Below are 16781 nucleotides of genomic sequence, written 5' to 3' on the forward strand. Positions count from 1 at the left end.
GACCCCGACGGGAACGGACCCGACGAGACGGGGACAACGGCCGCTCACCGGTCAGTCGTCGTCCTCGTCGTCCGCCCCGCTGACGCCCTCCCCCTCCGCCTCGTCCACCACCCACGCGGACAGCCGCTCGGCGACGCCCGACACGCCGAGCCGCCCCTCACGGATGGCCCGGGCGAGGCTGCGCACCTCACGCGCGGTGGTCGCCACGGTGCAGCCGCTGGCGACGAGGTAGGCGTAGGCGACGGCGGTCGCGTACAGCTCGTTGGTCTTCTCCAGGGCCGGCGCCCGGATCAGCTGGTGCATCAGGGCGGCGGCGCGGTCCTGCGGTTCGGGGTAGACGGCGATGTCGAAGATCTCGGCCTGGTGCCGGGCCACCGCGGCGAGGAGCGATCCGTAGTCGGTGACCTGCGGGTCACCGGGCGTGTACTGCTCGGCGGTCATGAGCAGCCACGAGAGGTCGACCTCCAGTTTCAACGGCGCACGTCCTGGAGGTCGCCCGACTCCCCGAACTCGGCGAGGAAGGCCGTCTCGTACTCCTTCATGAACTTCGCGGCGGCGTCGACGAAGGCCCGGCCGGCCTCACCCATGTCCTGCTGGACCAGACGCTCGATGTACTGGTTCATGCTGATCCCCTGCTGCTCCGCCCGTTCCCGGGCCATCTCCGCGGTGGTGGCGTCCACCCGGACGTTCAGCTGCTTCTTACCCATGAGCCTCAAGCTAGCGCCGAAGTGCTAGCACAACAAGGGCGCGCACCCTCCGCCGTACGCACTCGCCGCACGCCCCCGCGCGACCCTGGAGACCCATACCCACCGACCGCCGACCCACCCCGGTCATGGCGAGCGAGACTTGAAGAGTTCTTCACCTTCCGGGACCCTGAACACCCCTGAGCTCCGAGCGATCCGTGGAGCAGCGATCCGTGGAGCGGCACCGACCTGTGTGGAGGCCGGCAATGACAGCCATGTTCGACCAGGAGCTGCGCGAGCAGCTCGCCCGGGCCCGCCGGGACCTCGCGGCGGCGCGGGCCGAAGGGGACGCCGACGGCGTCCAGGCGTACGAGGGCCGGATCGCCGGACTGCTCCGGCTCGCCGCCCAGCACGGGATCGACCTTCCGCACAGCGCCGACGAGGAGGAGCATGACGAGCCCTGACCGGCGGCCCTGAAAGACCGAGGCGGCACCCGGAAGACCCCGGGTGCCGCCTCGCCGTCTCTCCGGGGGTCACTCCCCGACCGGCTCCAGGATGGCCACGCACTCGAAGTGGTGCGTCATCGGGAACAGGTCGAACGCCCGCAGCGAGACCGGCCGGTAGCCGCCCTCGCGGAAGAAGGCCAGGTCCCGGGCGAGCGCCGCCGGGTCGCACGCGACGTACGCGATCCGGCGCGCCTCCAGGCCCACCAGGTGCGCGACGGTCTCCCGCCCGGCGCCCGAGCGCGGCGGGTCCAGCACGATCAGGTCCGTGGCGGTGATGCCGGTGCGCGGCAGCAGCGTCTCCACCCGGTCGCACTCGATCCGGACGTTGTCCAGCGCGGCCAGGTTGTGCCGGGCGTCGGCCACGGCCTGCTTGGCCGACTCGATGCCGAGCACCGCCCCGTCCTCGCCGACCCGGTCGGCCAGCGCGCCCGCGAACAGGCCGACGCCGCAGTACAGGTCGAGCGCGTTCTCGCCCCACTGCGGGTCCAGGCCCTCCAGGACCGCGTCCACCAGGGTGTCGGGCGCCTCGGGGTGGATCTGCCAGAAGCCGCCGTTGCTGACCCGCCAGGTGCGCCCGGCGGCCCGCTCGCGCACGAAGGAGCGGCCGTGCACGCGGTGCACGTCGCCCTGCTCGTCCACCCGGGCGATCGACACCGGCCGGTCCAGCTCGACCAGCGGCAGCTGGGCGCCGGGCTGCGGGGTGAGCACCACCTGGCGGTCCGAGGAGCCGGTCGCGGCGACCGCCTCGACCGTGGCGACGCCCGGCCAGTCGCGGGCCTCGATGCCCAGCTCGGTGACGCCCTCCGCGGCGATCAGGCAGTGGTCCACCGGCTGGATCTCGTGCGAGCGGTGCTTGCGCAGGCCGACCTTGCCGGTTCCCCGGTCCACCGCGTACTGGACCCGGGTGCGCCAGGCCGGCACCTGCCCGGCCGGAAGCTTGCCGCCGACCGGCTCGACGCTGCCGTCCCAGCCCGCCTCGGCCGGGGTCAGCCCGGCCAGCTTCGCCAGCTGCTCGGTGAGCACCGCCGCCTTGAGCTTGCGCTGCCCACCCGGGGTGACGTGCTGCCAGTCGCAGCCGCCGCACTTGCCGGGCCCGGCGAACGGGCACGGCGCGGCGATCCGCTCCTTGGCGGGCTCCAGGATCTCCACAGCGTCCGCCCGCAGGAACCGGGAGGTCGTGGTGCCCTCGGTGACCAGCGCGATCACCTTCTCGCCGGGCAGGGCGTGCCGGACGAACAGCACCCGGCCCTCGTGCCGGGCCACGCAGTGCCCGCCGCCGTGCGCGACCGGGCCGACCTCGACCTCGTACCGCTGCCCGGCCAGCGGGTCACCGGACGGCGCCTCGGGCCGCTGCGCCCGGGGCGTGGTGCGCAGCGCCTTCGGCGGCCGGACGGCCTGCTTGCGCGGCGCCTTGCCCTTGCCGGCCGCGCTCTGCCCGGCCGCGGCCTTCCCGCCGGCAGCCGAGCCCTTGCCGGCCGCAGCGGCCGAGCCCTTGCCCGCCGGGCCCCGGTCCGCGGCCGCCTCCGGCTCCGCCCGCTCGCCTGGAGCGAGCGGCGCGGTCCGCGCGGTGTGACCGTCACGGTCGGTGGCTTCCGGACGGGCCGGCCGGCCCCAGCGCGGCCGGGCGACCTGCCCGGGCTGGGAGCCGCCCCGGCGGGCGCTCTTGCCGGCGTTGCCCCCGGACTTGCCCGAGGAACGGGGCGGATTGTTGCGGGTCACTGGGAGGAGTCCTTGCTGCGGTCGGAGGTCGCACCGGTGCTCGCACCGGTGGGAACGGAATCCTTCGACTTTACGGCCTCCGACGCCCGCGGTTCGCCTCGCCTGACGGACCCCGGCGCCGACCAGGCCTTCTGCGGCCTGCGCCGCTCGGAGGACTCCAGCTGCCACGGCACCGAGGTGACCATCACGCCGGGCTTGAACAGCAGGCGGCCCTTGAGCCGCAGCGCGCTCTGGTTGTGCAGCAGGTGCTCGTACCAGCGGCCGACGACGTACTCGGGGATGAACACCGACACGACGTCGCGCGGGCTGCTGCGGCGCAGGTTCTTGACGTAGTCCAGGACCGGCCCGGTGATCTCGCGGAACGGCGAGTCCAGCACCTTCAGCGGCACGTCGATGCCGCGCTCGTCCCACTCCCGGCGCAGCGCCGCGGTGTCCGCCGGGTCGACGTCGACGGAGACGGCCTCCAGCGTGTGGGCGCGCGCCAGCTTCGCGTACGCGAGGGCGCGCAGCGTCGGCTTGTGCAGCTTGGAGACGAGGACGACGGCGTGCACCCGGGTGGGCGGCACCACGTCGTCGGGCTCCTCGGCGGCGGCCAGCTCCTCCGAGACGCGGTCGTAGTGGCGCCGGATGCCCTTCATCATCACGTACAGCACGACCATCGCGGCGATCGCGATCCAGGCGTGGCCGATCTTGGTGACCAGGACGACGACCAGCACGGCCGTGGTCATCACCAGGCCGAAGGAGTTGATCGCCCGGCTGCGCTGCATCCGGCGGCGCTCGGCCGGGTCGGTCTCGCTGCGCAGCAGCCGGGTCCAGTGCCGGATCATGCCGGACTGGCTCATGTTGAAGGACACGAAGACGCCGACGATGTACAGCTGGATCAGCCGGTTGGGGTCGGCGTCGAAGGCGAAGACGAACAGGATCGCGGCGATCGCCAGCAGGATGATGCCGTTGGAGAAGGCGAGCCGGTCGCCGCGGGTGTGCAGCTGGCGGGGCAGGAAGCGGTCCTGGGCGAGGATCGAGCCGAGCACCGGGAAGCCGTTGAAGGCGGTGTTGGCGGCGAGCACCAGGATCAGGCCGGTGACGGCGGCGACGAAGTAGAAGCCGGGCGTGAAGTTCGCGAAGACGGCTTCGCTGATCTGGGCGAGCGCGGTCTTCTGGTGGTAGTCGGGCGAGGCGCCGACGAGCTGCTCGGCGGGGTTCTCGGCCATCTGGACGCCGGTGAGCCGGGCCAGCCAGATGATGCCCATGAACATCACCACGGCGACGCTCGCCATCATCAGCAGGGTGGTGGCCGCGTTCTTGCTCTTCGGCTTGCGGAAGGCCGGCACGCCGTTGGAGATGGCCTCCACGCCGGTGAGCGCGGCGCAGCCGGAGGAGAACGACTTCAGCAGCAGGAACACCATCGCGAACCCGGCCAGCGACTCGTTGCCGGGGGTGGGTTCGAGCTGGAAGCCGGAGCTCTCGGCGGGCATGGCCTGGCCCAGCACGAAGTGCCGGAAGAGCCCGTAGCCGACCATGCCGATCACGCCGGCCATGAAGGCGTAGGTGGGTATGGCGAAGGCGGTGCCGGACTCCCGCACGCCGCGCAGGTTCATGCCCATCAGCAGGACGATCACGACGACCGACAGGGTCAGTTCGTGGCCTCGTAGGGCGGGTACGGCGGAGACGACGTTGGCGACGCCGGACGTGGTGGACACCGCGACCGTGAGCACGTAGTCGACCATGAGCGCGCTCGCCACCACCAGGCCGGCGGCCGGCCCGTGGTTGACGGTCGCGACCTCGTAGTCGCCGCCGCCGCTGGGGTAGGCATGCACGTTCTGCCGGTAGGAGGCGACCACGGCGAGCATGACGACGGCGACGACGACGCCGATCTGCCAGGAGAAGTGGATGGCGGACACGCCTGCGAGGGACAGCGTGAGCAGGATCTCCTCGGGGGCGTACGCGACCGAGGAGAGCGCGTCCGAGGCGAACACGGGCAGCGCGATCCGCTTGGGGAGAAGCGTCTCGCCCAGCTTGTCGCTTCGCAGGGCGCGCCCGATGAGGAGGCGTTTCGGAAGGTCAGTCGGCATAGGCACGTTAAGGAATCGTAGGGGTTATCCGGTAGGACTTGCGCCGGATGTCCCCACCCTTCATCGCGACTGTGTTCGGTGGACCGGCTAGCGTGTCGGATACGAGTCGACGGGCAACACTCACGTTGTCGCGTTGGTGCCGAACCAGGACCCTCGCCCCGGACAGCGGGACGGGAAACGGAGATGAACGGTGTTTGCGCAGGTCAAGAACCCTACGGGACGGGTGAGGTAGCGCCGGTGCACATCGTCATCATGGGCTGCGGCCGCGTGGGCTCGGCCCTCGCGAGAGCGCTGGAGAAACAGGGCCACTCGGTGGCCGTGGTCGACCAGGACCCGAGCGCGTTCCGCCGGCTGGGCGCCGGGTTCAGCGGGCGCCGGGTGACCGGGGTCGGCTTCGACCAGGACACCCTGCGGGAGGCGGGCATCGAGGAGGCCGGCGCGTTCGCGGCCGTCTCCAGCGGTGACAACTCCAACATCATCGCGGCGCGGGTGGCCCGGGAGAACTTCGGCGTCGAGAACGTCGCCGCCCGGATCTACGACCCCCGGCGAGCCGAGGTCTACCAGCGCCTGGGCATCCCGACCGTGGCGACGGTCCGCTGGACCGCCGACCAGATGCTGCGCCGGCTGCTGCCGAGCGGCGCCGAGCCGCTGTGGCAGGACCCGAGCGGCGGCGTGCAGCTGGCCGAGGTCGCCTACCACCTGAGCTGGGTCGGCCGCCGCGTCAGCGAGCTGGAGGAGGCCTCGGGCGCCCGGGTGGCGTTCGTCACCCGGCTCGGCGAGGGCGTGCTGCCCACGCCGCAGATGGTGGTGCAGGAGGGCGACCTGGTGCACGTGATGCTGCGCCGGGCCGACCTGGCGGCCGTCGAGGCCGCGTTCGCGCAGGGACCGAAGGAGGAGGGTCGCTGATGCGGGTCGCCATTGCCGGGGCCGGTGCCGTGGGCCGCTCGATCGCGGGCGAGCTCCTGGAGAACGGGCACGAGGTCCTGCTGATAGACAAGAACCCCAACTCCATCTCGGTGGAGCGGGTCCCGATGGCGGAGTGGCTGCTGGCCGACGCCTGCGAGATCACCTCGCTGGACGAGGCAGCGCTGCAGCGCTGCCACGTGGTGATCGCCGCGACCGGTGACGACAAGGTCAACCTCGTCGTCTCGCTGCTCGCCAAGACCGAGTACGCGGTGCCGCGGGTGGTCGCCCGGGTGAACAACCCGAAGAACGAGTGGCTGTTCAACGAGTCCTGGGGCGTGGACGTCGCCGTCTCCACCCCGCGCCTGATGTCCGCGCTGGTCGAGGAGGCCGTCAGCGTCGGCGACCTGGTCCGTCTGATGCGCTTCAGCCAGGGCAACGCCAACCTGGTCGAGCTGACCCTGGCCTCCGACACCGAGCTGGTCGGCACCCGGGTGGGCGACGTTGCCTGGCCGCAGGACACCGCGCTGGTGACCATCATCCGCGAGGGCCGGGTGCTGGTGCCGGGCAAGGACGACACCCTGGAGGGCGGCGACGAGCTGCTCTTCGTCGCTGCGCAGGAGCGCGAGGAGGAGCTGGAGGACCTGCTGTCCTCCTCCGGCGCCCAGTAGAACCTGGAACGGAACGAGGGCCCGCACCCCACCGGGGTGCGGGCCCTCGTGCGTTCCGTCTCCGGACGGGTGCGGCTACTTGGCCGCAGGCTCCTCATCGTCGTCGTCCAGCTGCGCCTTGATCGGCGGCGGCGCCTTCAGCAGGATCTGCCAGGTCACGTACATCGCGAGCAGCAGCGGCGGGATGCCGAGGGCGACCTTCAGCCAGCCGAGCAGGTTGACGTTGTGGGTGAGGTACAGCGGGAAGAGGATCACCGGCTTGATGCCCATGATCACCGCCCAGGCCCAGGTCGCCCTGGTGTAGGCGGCGAGCCGGCCCGGGTTCTCCTTGCGCCAGGTGAACATCTCGCCGGTGATCGGGCCGAGCATCACGCCGATCAGCGGCCAGCGCACCAGGGCCGACACGGCCATGGCGAAGCAGTAACCGACGTTCCACAGCAGGCCGGGCAGGTAGAAGTCCTCGGCGTGGCCGCTCTTCATCGAGATCCAGACGCCGAGACCGACGCCGAACACCCCGCTGAAGGCGTGCTGGACGGTCTCCCGCCGGGCCAGCCGGACCACCACGAACAGGGCGCACAGCGCGAGCGCGGCCCAGCCGGCCGTGCTCACCTGGTGGGTGATGTTGTAGGTCACGATGAAGACCAGGCCGGGCAGCGTCATGTCGATCATGCCGCGCACGCCGCCGAAGGCCTGCAGCACGGTGTCGGCGGCCTCCTTGGAGGCGGCGGCCTTCCGGGCCGCCTCGTCGGCTGCCTTCCGCGCCGCCTTGTCGGCGGCGGCCTGGCCGGTCGTCTCACGGTGGTCCGCGGCCAGGTCGAGCTGGGCGGCCGACTCACCGCCGGGCTGGTTGCTCACGCTCATTCGCTCCCGTGTCCGACCGGACGCAGCTCGTAGCGGGGGTTGAACAGCACGCGGCGCCCGCGTGCCTGGCTGATCCGGCCGCTGGCGACCAGTCGGCGACCGGGCTCTATGCCCGCGATCGAGCGGCGGCCCAGCCAGACCATGTCCAGCGGCTCGGTGCCGTCGAAGAGTTCGGCCTCCAGCGCGGGCACCCCCGCCCGCGGACGGAGCGTCACCGTGCGCAGCGTGCCCGCCACCGTGACCAGGTCGCGGTCCGCGCAGCCGGCGATCGGCGTGCAGCCCGACTCCGCCGCGCTCTCCTCGCGCAGTTCCTCGGCCTGCAGCTCCTCCGACGACGAGGTCAGCCGACTGAGCATGCGGCGCAAACGCCCCTGCGGCTGGTCGCTGCTGTTGTCACCACTCATGTCGGAAGGGTACCGGTTTTCGGGCCACCGGCGGCAGGCCACGGAGTTCCGGGGGCGCCCGGCGCTCAGCTCTCGAACCGGTATCCCATGCCCGGCTCGGTGATGAAGTGGCGCGGGTGCGAGGGGTCGCGCTCCAGCTTGCGGCGCAGCTGGGCGAGGTAGACGCGCAGGTAGTTGGTCTCGGTGCGGTAAGCGGGGCCCCAGACCTCCTGGAGCAGCTGGGTCTGGCTGACCAGCCGGCCGGCGTTGCGGACCAGCACCTCCAGCAGGTGCCACTCGGTGGGGGTGAGGCGGACGTCGGTGCCGTCCCGGTTGACCTTCTTCGCGGCGAGGTCGACGGTGAAGCTCTCGGTGACCACTAGGGAGTCGTCCTCGCCGGCCACCGGCTCGGCGCGGCGGACGGCGGCGCGCATCCGGGCGAGCAGCTCGTCCATGCCGAACGGCTTGGTGACGTAGTCGTCGGCGCCGGCGTCCAGCGCCTCGACCTTCTCGTCGGAGGCGTGCCGGGCCGACAGCACGATGATCGGCACCCGGGTCCAGCCGCGCAGGCCGCGGATCACCTCGACGCCGTCCATGTCGGGCAGGCCGAGGTCGAGGACGACGACGTCGGGGTGGCGGGCGGCGGCCAGTTCCAGGGCGCTCGCGCCGTCATGGGCCGCGTCGACCTCGTACTTGCGGGCCTTGAGGTTGATCACCAGCGCGCGGACGATCTGCGGTTCGTCGTCCACGACGAGGACCCGGGTCATACGGGCTCCGCCTTTCGGGGCTGTCGGGTGTGCGGTCTGTGGGACGTGCGGACGGTGGTGCAGGACGTGTGTCCGGGTGTCACAAGGTGAGCTGCGACAGGGGGTCGTGGCCGTCGTCGGCCGGCTCGCCCGGTTCCGGTGGCCGCTCGACGGCGGGCAGGGTGACGACCATGGTGAGGCCGCCACCGGGCGTGTCCTCGGCCGTGACGGTGCCGTCCATGGCCTCGACGAACCCGCGTGCCACCGCGAGGCCGAGGCCCACCCCGGCGCCGCGCGGCGCGTCCCCGTAGCGCTGGAACGGCGCGAAGATCCGTTCCTTGGCCTCCTCGGGCACCCCGGGGCCACGGTCGACGATCCGCAGCTCGACCCGGCCGGGCCCGCCCGCCGGTTGCAGTGCGTCGGCCTTGACCAGCACCTTCACACCGTCCGGGCTGTACTTGACGGCGTTCTCGACCAGGTTGGCCAGCGAGCGCTCCAGCAGCCCGCCGTCGGCCAGGATCATCGGAAGCGTCTCCGGGACGTCCAGCCGGACGGACTCCGGCGGGACGCCGCCGAGCGCGAACGGCACCACCTCGTCCAGGTCGGTCTCCTGGATCAGCGGGGTGACGGTGCCGGTCTGCAGCCGGCTCATGTCCAGCAGGTTGTTGATCAGGTGGTCGAGCCGGTCGGCCCCTTCCTCGATCCCGGCCAGCAGCTCCGCCTCGTCCTCGGGATCCCAGTCGACGTCGGCCGAGCGCAGCGAGGTGACCGAGGCCTTGATGCCCGCCAGCGGGGTGCGCAGGTCGTGCGAGACCGCGGCGAGCAGGGCGGTCCGGATCCGGTTGCCCTCGGCCTCCCGGCGGGCCGCGGCGGCCTCCCGGGCCAGCCGGCGGCGCTCCAGCACCACGGCGGCCTGCGCGGCGAACGCCCCGAGCAGCCGGCGGTCCGCCGCCGGCAGCACCCGGCCGCGCAGCGCCAGCGCCAGGCTCTCGCCGACCGGGACGTCCACGTCGGCCTCCTCCGGCCGCTCCGGCGGGCGCGGCCCGGCGGAGGCGACCGGCACCCAGGCGCCGAGCGGCTCCGGCCGCTCCAGCAGCACGGCGCTCTCCTGCCCGAAGGTCTCCCGCACCTGCTCCATCAGCGCGGTCAGCACGCCGTCCCCGTTCGGCGCGCCGCGCAGCACCGTGCCGGCCAGCGCGCTCAGCGTCTGCGCCTCGGTCTGGCTGCGGGCCGCCTGGAGGGTGCGGCGGGCCGCCAGGTCCACGACGGAGGCCACCGAGATGCCGACGACGGTGAATATCGCCACCGCCATGATGTTCTGCGGCTCGTTGATGGTGAACGTGTGGATCGGTGGCGTGAAGTAGTAGTTCAGCACCGAGGAGCCGACCAGCGCCGACGCGATCGACGGCAGCAGCCCGCCGACCAGCGCCGCGCACACCGTCAGCGACAGGAACAGCAGCATGTCGGTGGACAGACCCAGCCCGCCGATCGCCGTCAGCACCAGTGCCAGCAGCGGCGGGCCCGCCAGGCCGATCAGCCAGCCCGCGATCGTCCGGGTGCGGCCGAGATCGGTGATCCGGCGGATCGGGATCTTCCCGCGCCCGCTCCCGGCGTGCTCATGGCTGACCATGTGGACGTCGATGTCCCCGGCCTCCCGGGTCACCGTCGTCCCCACGCCCGGCCCGTAGACGTACTGCCAGGCGGGCCGGCGGCTGGTACCCAGCACGATCTGGGTGGCGTTCACTCCCCGGGCGAAGTCCAGCAGCCCGGCTGCGGGGTCGTCGCCCAGGACGGCGTGGAACGTGCCGCCCAGACTCTCCACCAGCGCCCGCTGCTCGATCAGCGTCTGCGGCGACTCCGGGCCGGAGCCCGCGAGCCCGTCCGAGCGGGAGATGTGGACGGCCATCAGCTCGCCGCCCGAGCCGCGGGCGGCGATTCGGGCCGCACGCCGGATCAGCGTCGCCCCCTCGGGCCCGCCGGTCAGACCCACCACGATCCGCTCCCGGGCCTGCCAGGTGCCCACGATGCCCTGCTCGGCCCGGTACTTCTGCAGGTACTCGTCCACCCGGTCCGCGGTCCACAGCAGCGCCAGCTCGCGCAGCGCGGTCAGGTTGCCCGGGCGGAAGTAGTTGGCGAGGGCCGCGTCGATCTTCTCCGGCGCGTACACGTTGCCGTGCGCCAGCCGGCGGCGCAGGGCCTGCGGGGACATGTCGACCAGCTCAATCTGGTCGGCCCGCCGGACCACCTCGTCCGGGACGGTCTCACGCTGCCGCACCCCGGTGATGCCCTCGACGGTGTCGCCGAGCGACTCCAGGTGCTGGATGTTGACGGTCGAGATCACGTCGATCCCGGCCGCGAGCAGCTCCTCCACGTCCTGCCAGCGCTTCGCGTTGCGACAGCCGGGGACGTTGGTGTGCGCCAGCTCGTCCACCAGCGCCACCTGCGGCCGGCGGGCGAGCACGGCGTCCAGGTCCATCTCGGAGAACCTGGCGCCCCGGTGCACCACCTGCTGCCGCAGCACGACCTCCAGCCCGTTGACCAGCTCCGCAGTGCTCTGCCGGCCGTGGTCCTCCACGAACGCCACCACGACGTCGGTGCCACGCGCCAGCCGGCGCTGCGCCTCGGCGAGCATGGCATACGTCTTGCCGACCCCGGGCGCGGCCCCGAGGTAGATCCGCAGCCTGCCTCGTCCCATGAGCACCATTCTTGATCCGGCCCTGCCCGGGAGCACTCCCGGACACCAGTTCCCCTCCCCTTCGAGACTACGGCGTGGGAGACGATTTTCCGCTGATCGGTGCACTGATCACGCGGTTTTAGCGACATATTGACGGTGCCACACCCAGGCGAGGGCTGCACCCGCCACCCGGCGGGAAACGCGAAGAACCCCCATCCGGAATCGGATGGGGGTTCTTCGGAATAATTGTTCGGCGGCGTCCTACTCTCCCACAGGGTCCCCCCTGCAGTACCATCGGCGCTGTAAGGCTTAGCTTCCGGGTTCGGAATGTAACCGGGCGTTTCCCTCACGCTATGACCACCGAAACACTATGAAACTATTCGACCCGCCGACAGGGCAGTCGTTGTTTCAGAACAACACAGTGGACGCGAGCAACTGAGGACAAGCCCTCGGCCTATTAGTACCGGTCAACTCCACCCCTCACAGGGCTTCCATATCCGGCCTATCAACCCAGTCGTCTACTGGGAGCCTTACCCTCTCAAGGAGGTGGGAGTGCTCATCTCGAAGCAGGCTTCCCGCTTAGATGCTTTCAGCGGTTATCCCTCCCGAACGTAGCCAACCAGCCATGCCCTTGGCAGAACAACTGGCACACCAGAGGTTCGTCCGTCCCGGTCCTCTCGTACTAGGGACAGCCCTTCTCAACACTCCTACGCGCACAGCGGATAGGGACCGAACTGTCTCACGACGTTCTAAACCCAGCTCGCGTACCGCTTTAATGGGCGAACAGCCCAACCCTTGGGACCTACTCCAGCCCCAGGATGCGACGAGCCGACATCGAGGTGCCAAACCATCCCGTCGATATGGACTCTTGGGGAAGATCAGCCTGTTATCCCCGGGGTACCTTTTATCCGTTGAGCGACGGCGCTTCCACAAGCCACCGCCGGATCACTAGTCCCTACTTTCGTACCTGCTCGACCCGTCAGTCTCACAGTCAAGCTCCCTTGTGCACTTACACTCAACACCTGATTGCCAACCAGGCTGAGGGAACCTTTGGGCGCCTCCGTTACCCTTTAGGAGGCAACCGCCCCAGTTAAACTACCCACCAGACACTGTCCCTGATCCGGATCACGGACCCAGGTTAGACATCCAGCACGACCAGAGTGGTATTTCAACGACGACTCCACAACAACTGGCGTTGCCGCTTCACAGTCTCCCACCTATCCTACACAAGCCGAACCGAACACCAATATCAAGCTATAGTAAAGGTCCCGGGGTCTTTCCGTCCTGCTGCGCGAAACGAGCATCTTTACTCGTAATGCAATTTCACCGGGCCTATGGTTGAGACAGTCGAGAAGTCGTTACGCCATTCGTGCAGGTCGGAACTTACCCGACAAGGAATTTCGCTACCTTAGGATGGTTATAGTTACCACCGCCGTTTACTGGCGCTTAAGTTCTCAGCTTCGCCCCACCGAAATGGAGCTAACCGGTCCCCTTAACGTTCCAGCACCGGGCAGGCGTCAGTCCGTATACATCGCCTTACGGCTTCGCACGGACCTGTGTTTTTAGTAAACAGTCGCTTCTCGCTGGTCTCTGCGGCCACCCCCAGCTCAAGCAGCAAGTGCTATCACCAGGAATGGCCCCCCTTCTCCCGAAGTTACGGGGGCATTTTGCCGAGTTCCTTAACCATAGTTCACCCGAACGCCTCGGTATTCTCTACCTGACCACCTGAGTCGGTTTGGGGTACGGGCCGCCATGAAACTCGCTAGAGGCTTTTCTCGACAGCATAGGATCATCCACTTCACCACAATCGGCTCGGCATCAGGTCTCAGGCTACGTGTTGCGCGGATTTGCCTACGCAACGCCCTACACCCTTACCCCGGGACAACCACCGCCCGGGCTGGACTACCTTCCTGCGTCACCCCATCGCTCACCTACTACAGACTTGGATCAGCGGCTCCACCACTCCCCTTCACCCGAAGGATCCAGGACGGCTTCACGGCCTTAGCATCACCTGGTTCAGCGTTGGCGCTTCAAAGCGGGTACGGGAATATCAACCCGTTGTCCATCGACTACGCCTGTCGGCCTCGCCTTAGGTCCCGACTTACCCTGGGCAGATCAGCTTGACCCAGGAACCCTTGGTCAATCGGCGCAAGAGTTTCCCACTCTTGTATCGCTACTCATGCCTGCATTCTCACTCGTATACCGTCCACGACTGGTTTCCACCGCCGCTTCACCCGGCACACGACGCTCCCCTACCCATCACAGCCCCCGTTAGGAGTATTGCTGCAATGACACGACTTCGGTGATGTGCTTGAGCCCCGCTACATTGTCGGCGCGGAATCACTTGACCAGTGAGCTATTACGCACTCTTTCAAGGGTGGCTGCTTCTAAGCCAACCTCCTGGTTGTCTCTGCGACTCCACATCCTTTCCCACTTAGCACACGCTTAGGGACCTTAGTCGGTGTTCTGGGCTGTTTCCCTCTCGACCATGGAGCTTATCCCCCACAGTCTCACTGCCACGCTCTCACTTACCGGCATTCGGAGTTTGGCTAAGGTCAGTAACCCGGTAAGGCCCATCGCCTATCCAGTGCTCTACCTCCGGCAAGAAACACGTGACGCTGCACCTAAATGCATTTCGGGGAGAACCAGCTATCACGGAGTTTGATTGGCCTTTCACCCCTAACCACAGGTCATCCCCCAGGTTTTCAACCCTGGTGGGTTCGGTCCTCCACACGGTCTTACCCGCGCTTCAACCTGCCCATGGCTAGATCACTCCGCTTCGGGTCTTGGGCATGCAACTCAAACGCCCTATTCGGACTCGCTTTCGCTACGGCTACCCCACACGGGTTAACCTCGCTACACACCGCAAACTCGCAGGCTCATTCTTCAAAAGGCACGCAGTCACGGCCCACCAGCAAGCTGATGAACGACGCTCCCACGGCTTGTAGGCACACGGTTTCAGGTACTATTTCACTCCGCTCCCGCGGTACTTTTCACCATTCCCTCACGGTACTATCCGCTATCGGTCACTAGGGAATATTTAGGCTTAGCGGGTGGTCCCGCCAGATTCACACGGGATTTCTCGGGCCCCGTGCTACTTGGGAGATGAGCAAGCAAGCCGTACAGATTTCGTCTACGGGGGTCTTACCCTCTACGCCGGACCTTTCGCATGTCCTTCGACTACCCATACGGTTTCTGACTCGCCCAGCCGCCGGCAGACGACTGAAGCTCATTCCCACAACCCCGCATTGGCAACCCCTGCCGGGTCTCACACCAAAACGGTTTAGCCTCATCCAGTTTCGCTCGCCACTACTCCCGGAATCACGGTTGTTTTCTCTTCCTGCGGGTACTGAGATGTTTCACTTCCCCGCGTTCCCTCCACACTGCCTATGTGTTCAGCAGCGGGTGACAGCCCATGACGACTGCCGGGTTTCCCCATTCGGACACCCCCGGATCAAAGCTCGGTTGACAGCTCCCCGGGGCCTATCGCGGCCTCCCACGTCCTTCATCGGTTCCTAGTGCCAAGGCATCCACCGTGCGCCCTTAAAAACTTGGCCACAGATGCTCGCGTCCACTGTGCAGTTCTCAAACAACGACCAGTCACCCACCCTCAATGATCCAAAGGACCACCTCAAGTGAGGCCGGCAACCACTGAGACAACGTTTCCGTTCCCTCAGGACCCAACAACGTGCCCGACACAGCCGATCCCAGACCGCGTTCCACGCCCGAAGGCAGTACTAACGTCCAATCTCTCACTGTGCCGAATAGTCAACGTTCCACCCATGAGCAACCGTGCAGGACACTCGCCTGCAACCGGCATAAATGCTCCTTAGAAAGGAGGTGATCCAGCCGCACCTTCCGGTACGGCTACCTTGTTACGACTTCGTCCCAATCGCTGGTCCCACCTTCGACGGCTCCTCCCCTTACGGGTTAGGCCACCGGCTTCGGGTGTTACCGACTTTCGTGACGTGACGGGCGGTGTGTACAAGGCCCGGGAACGTATTCACCGCAGCATGCTGATCTGCGATTACTAGCAACTCCAACTTCATGGGGTCGAGTTGCAGACCCCAATCCGAACTGAGGCCGGCTTTTTGGGATTCGCTCCGCCTCACGGCATCGCAGCCCTTTGTACCGACCATTGTAGCACGTGTGCAGCCCAAGACATAAGGGGCATGATGATTTGACGTCGTCCCCACCTTCCTCCGAGTTGACCCCGGCAGTCTCCTGTGAGTCCCCATCACCCCGAAAGGCATGCTGGCAACACAGAACAAGGGTTGCGCTCGTTGCGGGACTTAACCCAACATCTCACGACACGAGCTGACGACAACCATGCACCACCTGTATACCGACCACAAGGGGGACCGTGTCTCCACGGTTTTCCGGCATATGTCAAGCCTTGGTAAGGTTCTTCGCGTTGCGTCGAATTAAGCCACATGCTCCGCTGCTTGTGCGGGCCCCCGTCAATTCCTTTGAGTTTTAGCCTTGCGGCCGTACTCCCCAGGCGGGGAACTTAATGCGTTAGCTGCGGCACCGACGACGTGGAATGTCGCCAACACCTAGTTCCCAACGTTTACGGCGTGGACTACCAGGGTATCTAATCCTGTTCGCTCCCCACGCTTTCGCTCCTCAGCGTCAGTAATGGCCCAGAGATCCGCCTTCGCCACCGGTGTTCCTCCTGATATCTGCGCATTTCACCGCTACACCAGGAATTCCGATCTCCCCTACCACACTCTAGCCTGCCCGTATCGAATGCAGACCCGGGGTTAAGCCCCGGGCTTTCACATCCGACGCGACAGGCCGCCTACGAGCTCTTTACGCCCAATAATTCCGGACAACGCTCGCACCCTACGTATTACCGCGGCTGCTGGCACGTAGTTAGCCGGTGCTTCTTCTGCAGGTACCGTCACTTGCGCTTCTTCCCTGCTGAAAGAGGTTTACAACCCGAAGGCCGTCATCCCTCACGCGGCGTCGCTGCATCAGGCTTTCGCCCATTGTGCAATATTCCCCACTGCTGCCTCCCGTAGGAGTCTGGGCCGTGTCTCAGTCCCAGTGTGGCCGGTCGCCCTCTCAGGCCGGCTACCCGTCGTCGCCTTGGTAGGCCATTACCCCACCAACAAGCTGATAGGCCGCGGGCTCATCCTGCACCGCCGGAGCTTTCCACCAACCCCCATGCGGAGGAAGGTCATATCCGGTATTAGACCCCGTTTCCAGGGCTTGTCCCAGAGTGCAGGGCAGATTGCCCACGTGTTACTCACCCGTTCGCCACTGATCCACCCCGAAGGGCTTCACCGTTCGACTTGCATGTGTTAAGCACGCCGCCAGCGTTCGTCCTGAGCCAGGATCAAACTCTCCGTGAATGTTTACCCACAGCGCTCAATTAAAAGCGCCGGGTCGACACCCGCGTTGAGCGGCACGGCAACCACCGGAATAGGGCGGACCCGCGCACTGCGTCCTCGCTAGTGTTTATTTCAAAAGGAATCTCCAACCCCGATCAGATGACCGAGGCCGGGGATGTCAACATATCTGGCGTTGACTTTTGGCACGCTGTTGAGTTCTCAAGGAA

Annotated in this window: 11 protein-coding genes and 3 rRNA genes; 3 read left to right on the forward strand and 11 right to left on the reverse strand. The window is 67.5% G+C overall.

Annotated features, from left to right (window positions below):
* Positions 1-51: 51 nt before the first annotated feature.
* Positions 52-474, reverse strand: coding sequence for a fic family toxin-antitoxin system, toxin component (locus F7Q99_RS08125; RefSeq protein ID WP_153460683.1), 423 nt, complete (start codon positions 472-474; stop codon positions 52-54).
* Entirely contained in the window at positions 471-707 is a 237-nt protein-coding gene (locus tag F7Q99_RS08130) for a toxin-antitoxin system HicB family antitoxin (RefSeq protein WP_153460684.1), read from the reverse strand. Before F7Q99_RS08130 ends, F7Q99_RS08125 begins: the two co-directional genes overlap by 4 nt.
* Positions 708-949: 242 nt before the next feature.
* Between F7Q99_RS08130 and F7Q99_RS08135 the strand changes: the two genes are divergently transcribed.
* On the forward strand, positions 950-1147 hold the full coding sequence (locus tag F7Q99_RS08135) for a hypothetical protein (protein ID WP_153460685.1): 198 nt from the start codon (positions 950-952) through the stop codon (positions 1145-1147).
* A 69-nt stretch (positions 1148-1216) separates the two neighbouring features.
* On the opposite strand, the gene F7Q99_RS08140 is transcribed toward F7Q99_RS08135, so the two are convergent.
* Entirely contained in the window at positions 1217-2563 is a 1347-nt protein-coding gene (locus F7Q99_RS08140; RefSeq protein WP_153465945.1) for a class I SAM-dependent RNA methyltransferase, read from the reverse strand.
* A gap of 341 nt (positions 2564-2904) precedes the next feature.
* Positions 2905-4980, reverse strand: a complete 2076-nt coding sequence (locus tag F7Q99_RS08145; RefSeq protein ID WP_153460686.1) for an APC family permease — start codon at positions 4978-4980, stop codon at positions 2905-2907.
* A gap of 237 nt (positions 4981-5217) precedes the next feature.
* On the opposite strand from F7Q99_RS08145, the gene F7Q99_RS08150 reads away from it, so the two are divergent.
* Complete coding sequence (locus F7Q99_RS08150) at positions 5218-5886, forward strand: potassium channel family protein (RefSeq protein ID WP_326846418.1); 669 nt, start codon at positions 5218-5220, stop codon at positions 5884-5886.
* A complete protein-coding gene (locus F7Q99_RS08155; RefSeq protein ID WP_153460688.1) occupies positions 5886-6554 on the forward strand; it encodes a potassium channel family protein in 669 nt (222 codons plus the stop codon). The genes F7Q99_RS08150 and F7Q99_RS08155 overlap by 1 nt, the downstream gene beginning before the upstream one ends.
* 75 nt (positions 6555-6629) lie before the next feature.
* Here F7Q99_RS08155 and F7Q99_RS08160 read toward each other — a convergent pair whose 3' ends face one another.
* The 7 genes from F7Q99_RS08160 to F7Q99_RS08190 form a co-directional block, all read right to left on the reverse strand.
* Positions 6630-7409, reverse strand: coding sequence for a DUF3159 domain-containing protein (locus F7Q99_RS08160; RefSeq protein ID WP_326846419.1), 780 nt, complete (start codon positions 7407-7409; stop codon positions 6630-6632).
* A gap of 2 nt (positions 7410-7411) precedes the next feature.
* Positions 7412-7819, reverse strand: coding sequence for an OB-fold nucleic acid binding domain-containing protein (locus F7Q99_RS08165; protein ID WP_153460690.1), 408 nt, complete (start codon positions 7817-7819; stop codon positions 7412-7414).
* Positions 7820-7884: 65 nt separating this feature from the next.
* A complete protein-coding gene (locus tag F7Q99_RS08170) occupies positions 7885-8565 on the reverse strand; it encodes a response regulator (protein ID WP_033351413.1) in 681 nt (226 codons plus the stop codon).
* Between the two features lie 79 nt (positions 8566-8644).
* Positions 8645-11239, reverse strand: coding sequence for a sensor histidine kinase (locus F7Q99_RS08175; protein WP_153460691.1), 2595 nt, complete (start codon positions 11237-11239; stop codon positions 8645-8647).
* Positions 11240-11466: 227 nt separating this feature from the next.
* A 5S ribosomal RNA gene (gene rrf / locus F7Q99_RS08180) occupies positions 11467-11583 on the reverse strand.
* Between the two features lie 72 nt (positions 11584-11655).
* Positions 11656-14775 (reverse strand): 23S ribosomal RNA (locus F7Q99_RS08185).
* Between the two features lie 276 nt (positions 14776-15051).
* Positions 15052-16575: ribosomal RNA gene (locus F7Q99_RS08190) — 16S ribosomal RNA — on the reverse strand.
* The 16S, 23S and 5S rRNA genes sit together here, the layout of an rRNA operon.
* Positions 16576-16781 lie beyond the last annotated feature (206 nt).

This window comes from Streptomyces kaniharaensis (assembly GCF_009569385.1).
Lineage (GTDB): Bacteria > Actinomycetota > Actinomycetes > Streptomycetales > Streptomycetaceae > Kitasatospora > Kitasatospora kaniharaensis.

Coding starts and splice junctions, on each gene's coding strand:
- F7Q99_RS08130 (WP_153460684.1), bottom strand. CDS start 707: ATGGGTAAGAAGCAGCTGAACGTCCGGGTGGACGCCACCACCGCGGAG.
- F7Q99_RS08135 (WP_153460685.1), top strand. CDS start 950: ATGACAGCCATGTTCGACCAGGAGCTGCGCGAGCAGCTCGCCCGGGCC.
- F7Q99_RS08145 (WP_153460686.1), bottom strand. CDS start 4,980: ATGCCGACTGACCTTCCGAAACGCCTCCTCATCGGGCGCGCCCTGCGA.
- F7Q99_RS08155 (WP_153460688.1), top strand. CDS start 5,886: ATGCGGGTCGCCATTGCCGGGGCCGGTGCCGTGGGCCGCTCGATCGCG.
- F7Q99_RS08165 (WP_153460690.1), bottom strand. CDS start 7,819: ATGAGTGGTGACAACAGCAGCGACCAGCCGCAGGGGCGTTTGCGCCGC.
- F7Q99_RS08170 (WP_033351413.1), bottom strand. CDS start 8,565: ATGACCCGGGTCCTCGTCGTGGACGACGAACCGCAGATCGTCCGCGCG.
- F7Q99_RS08175 (WP_153460691.1), bottom strand. CDS start 11,239: ATGGGACGAGGCAGGCTGCGGATCTACCTCGGGGCCGCGCCCGGGGTC.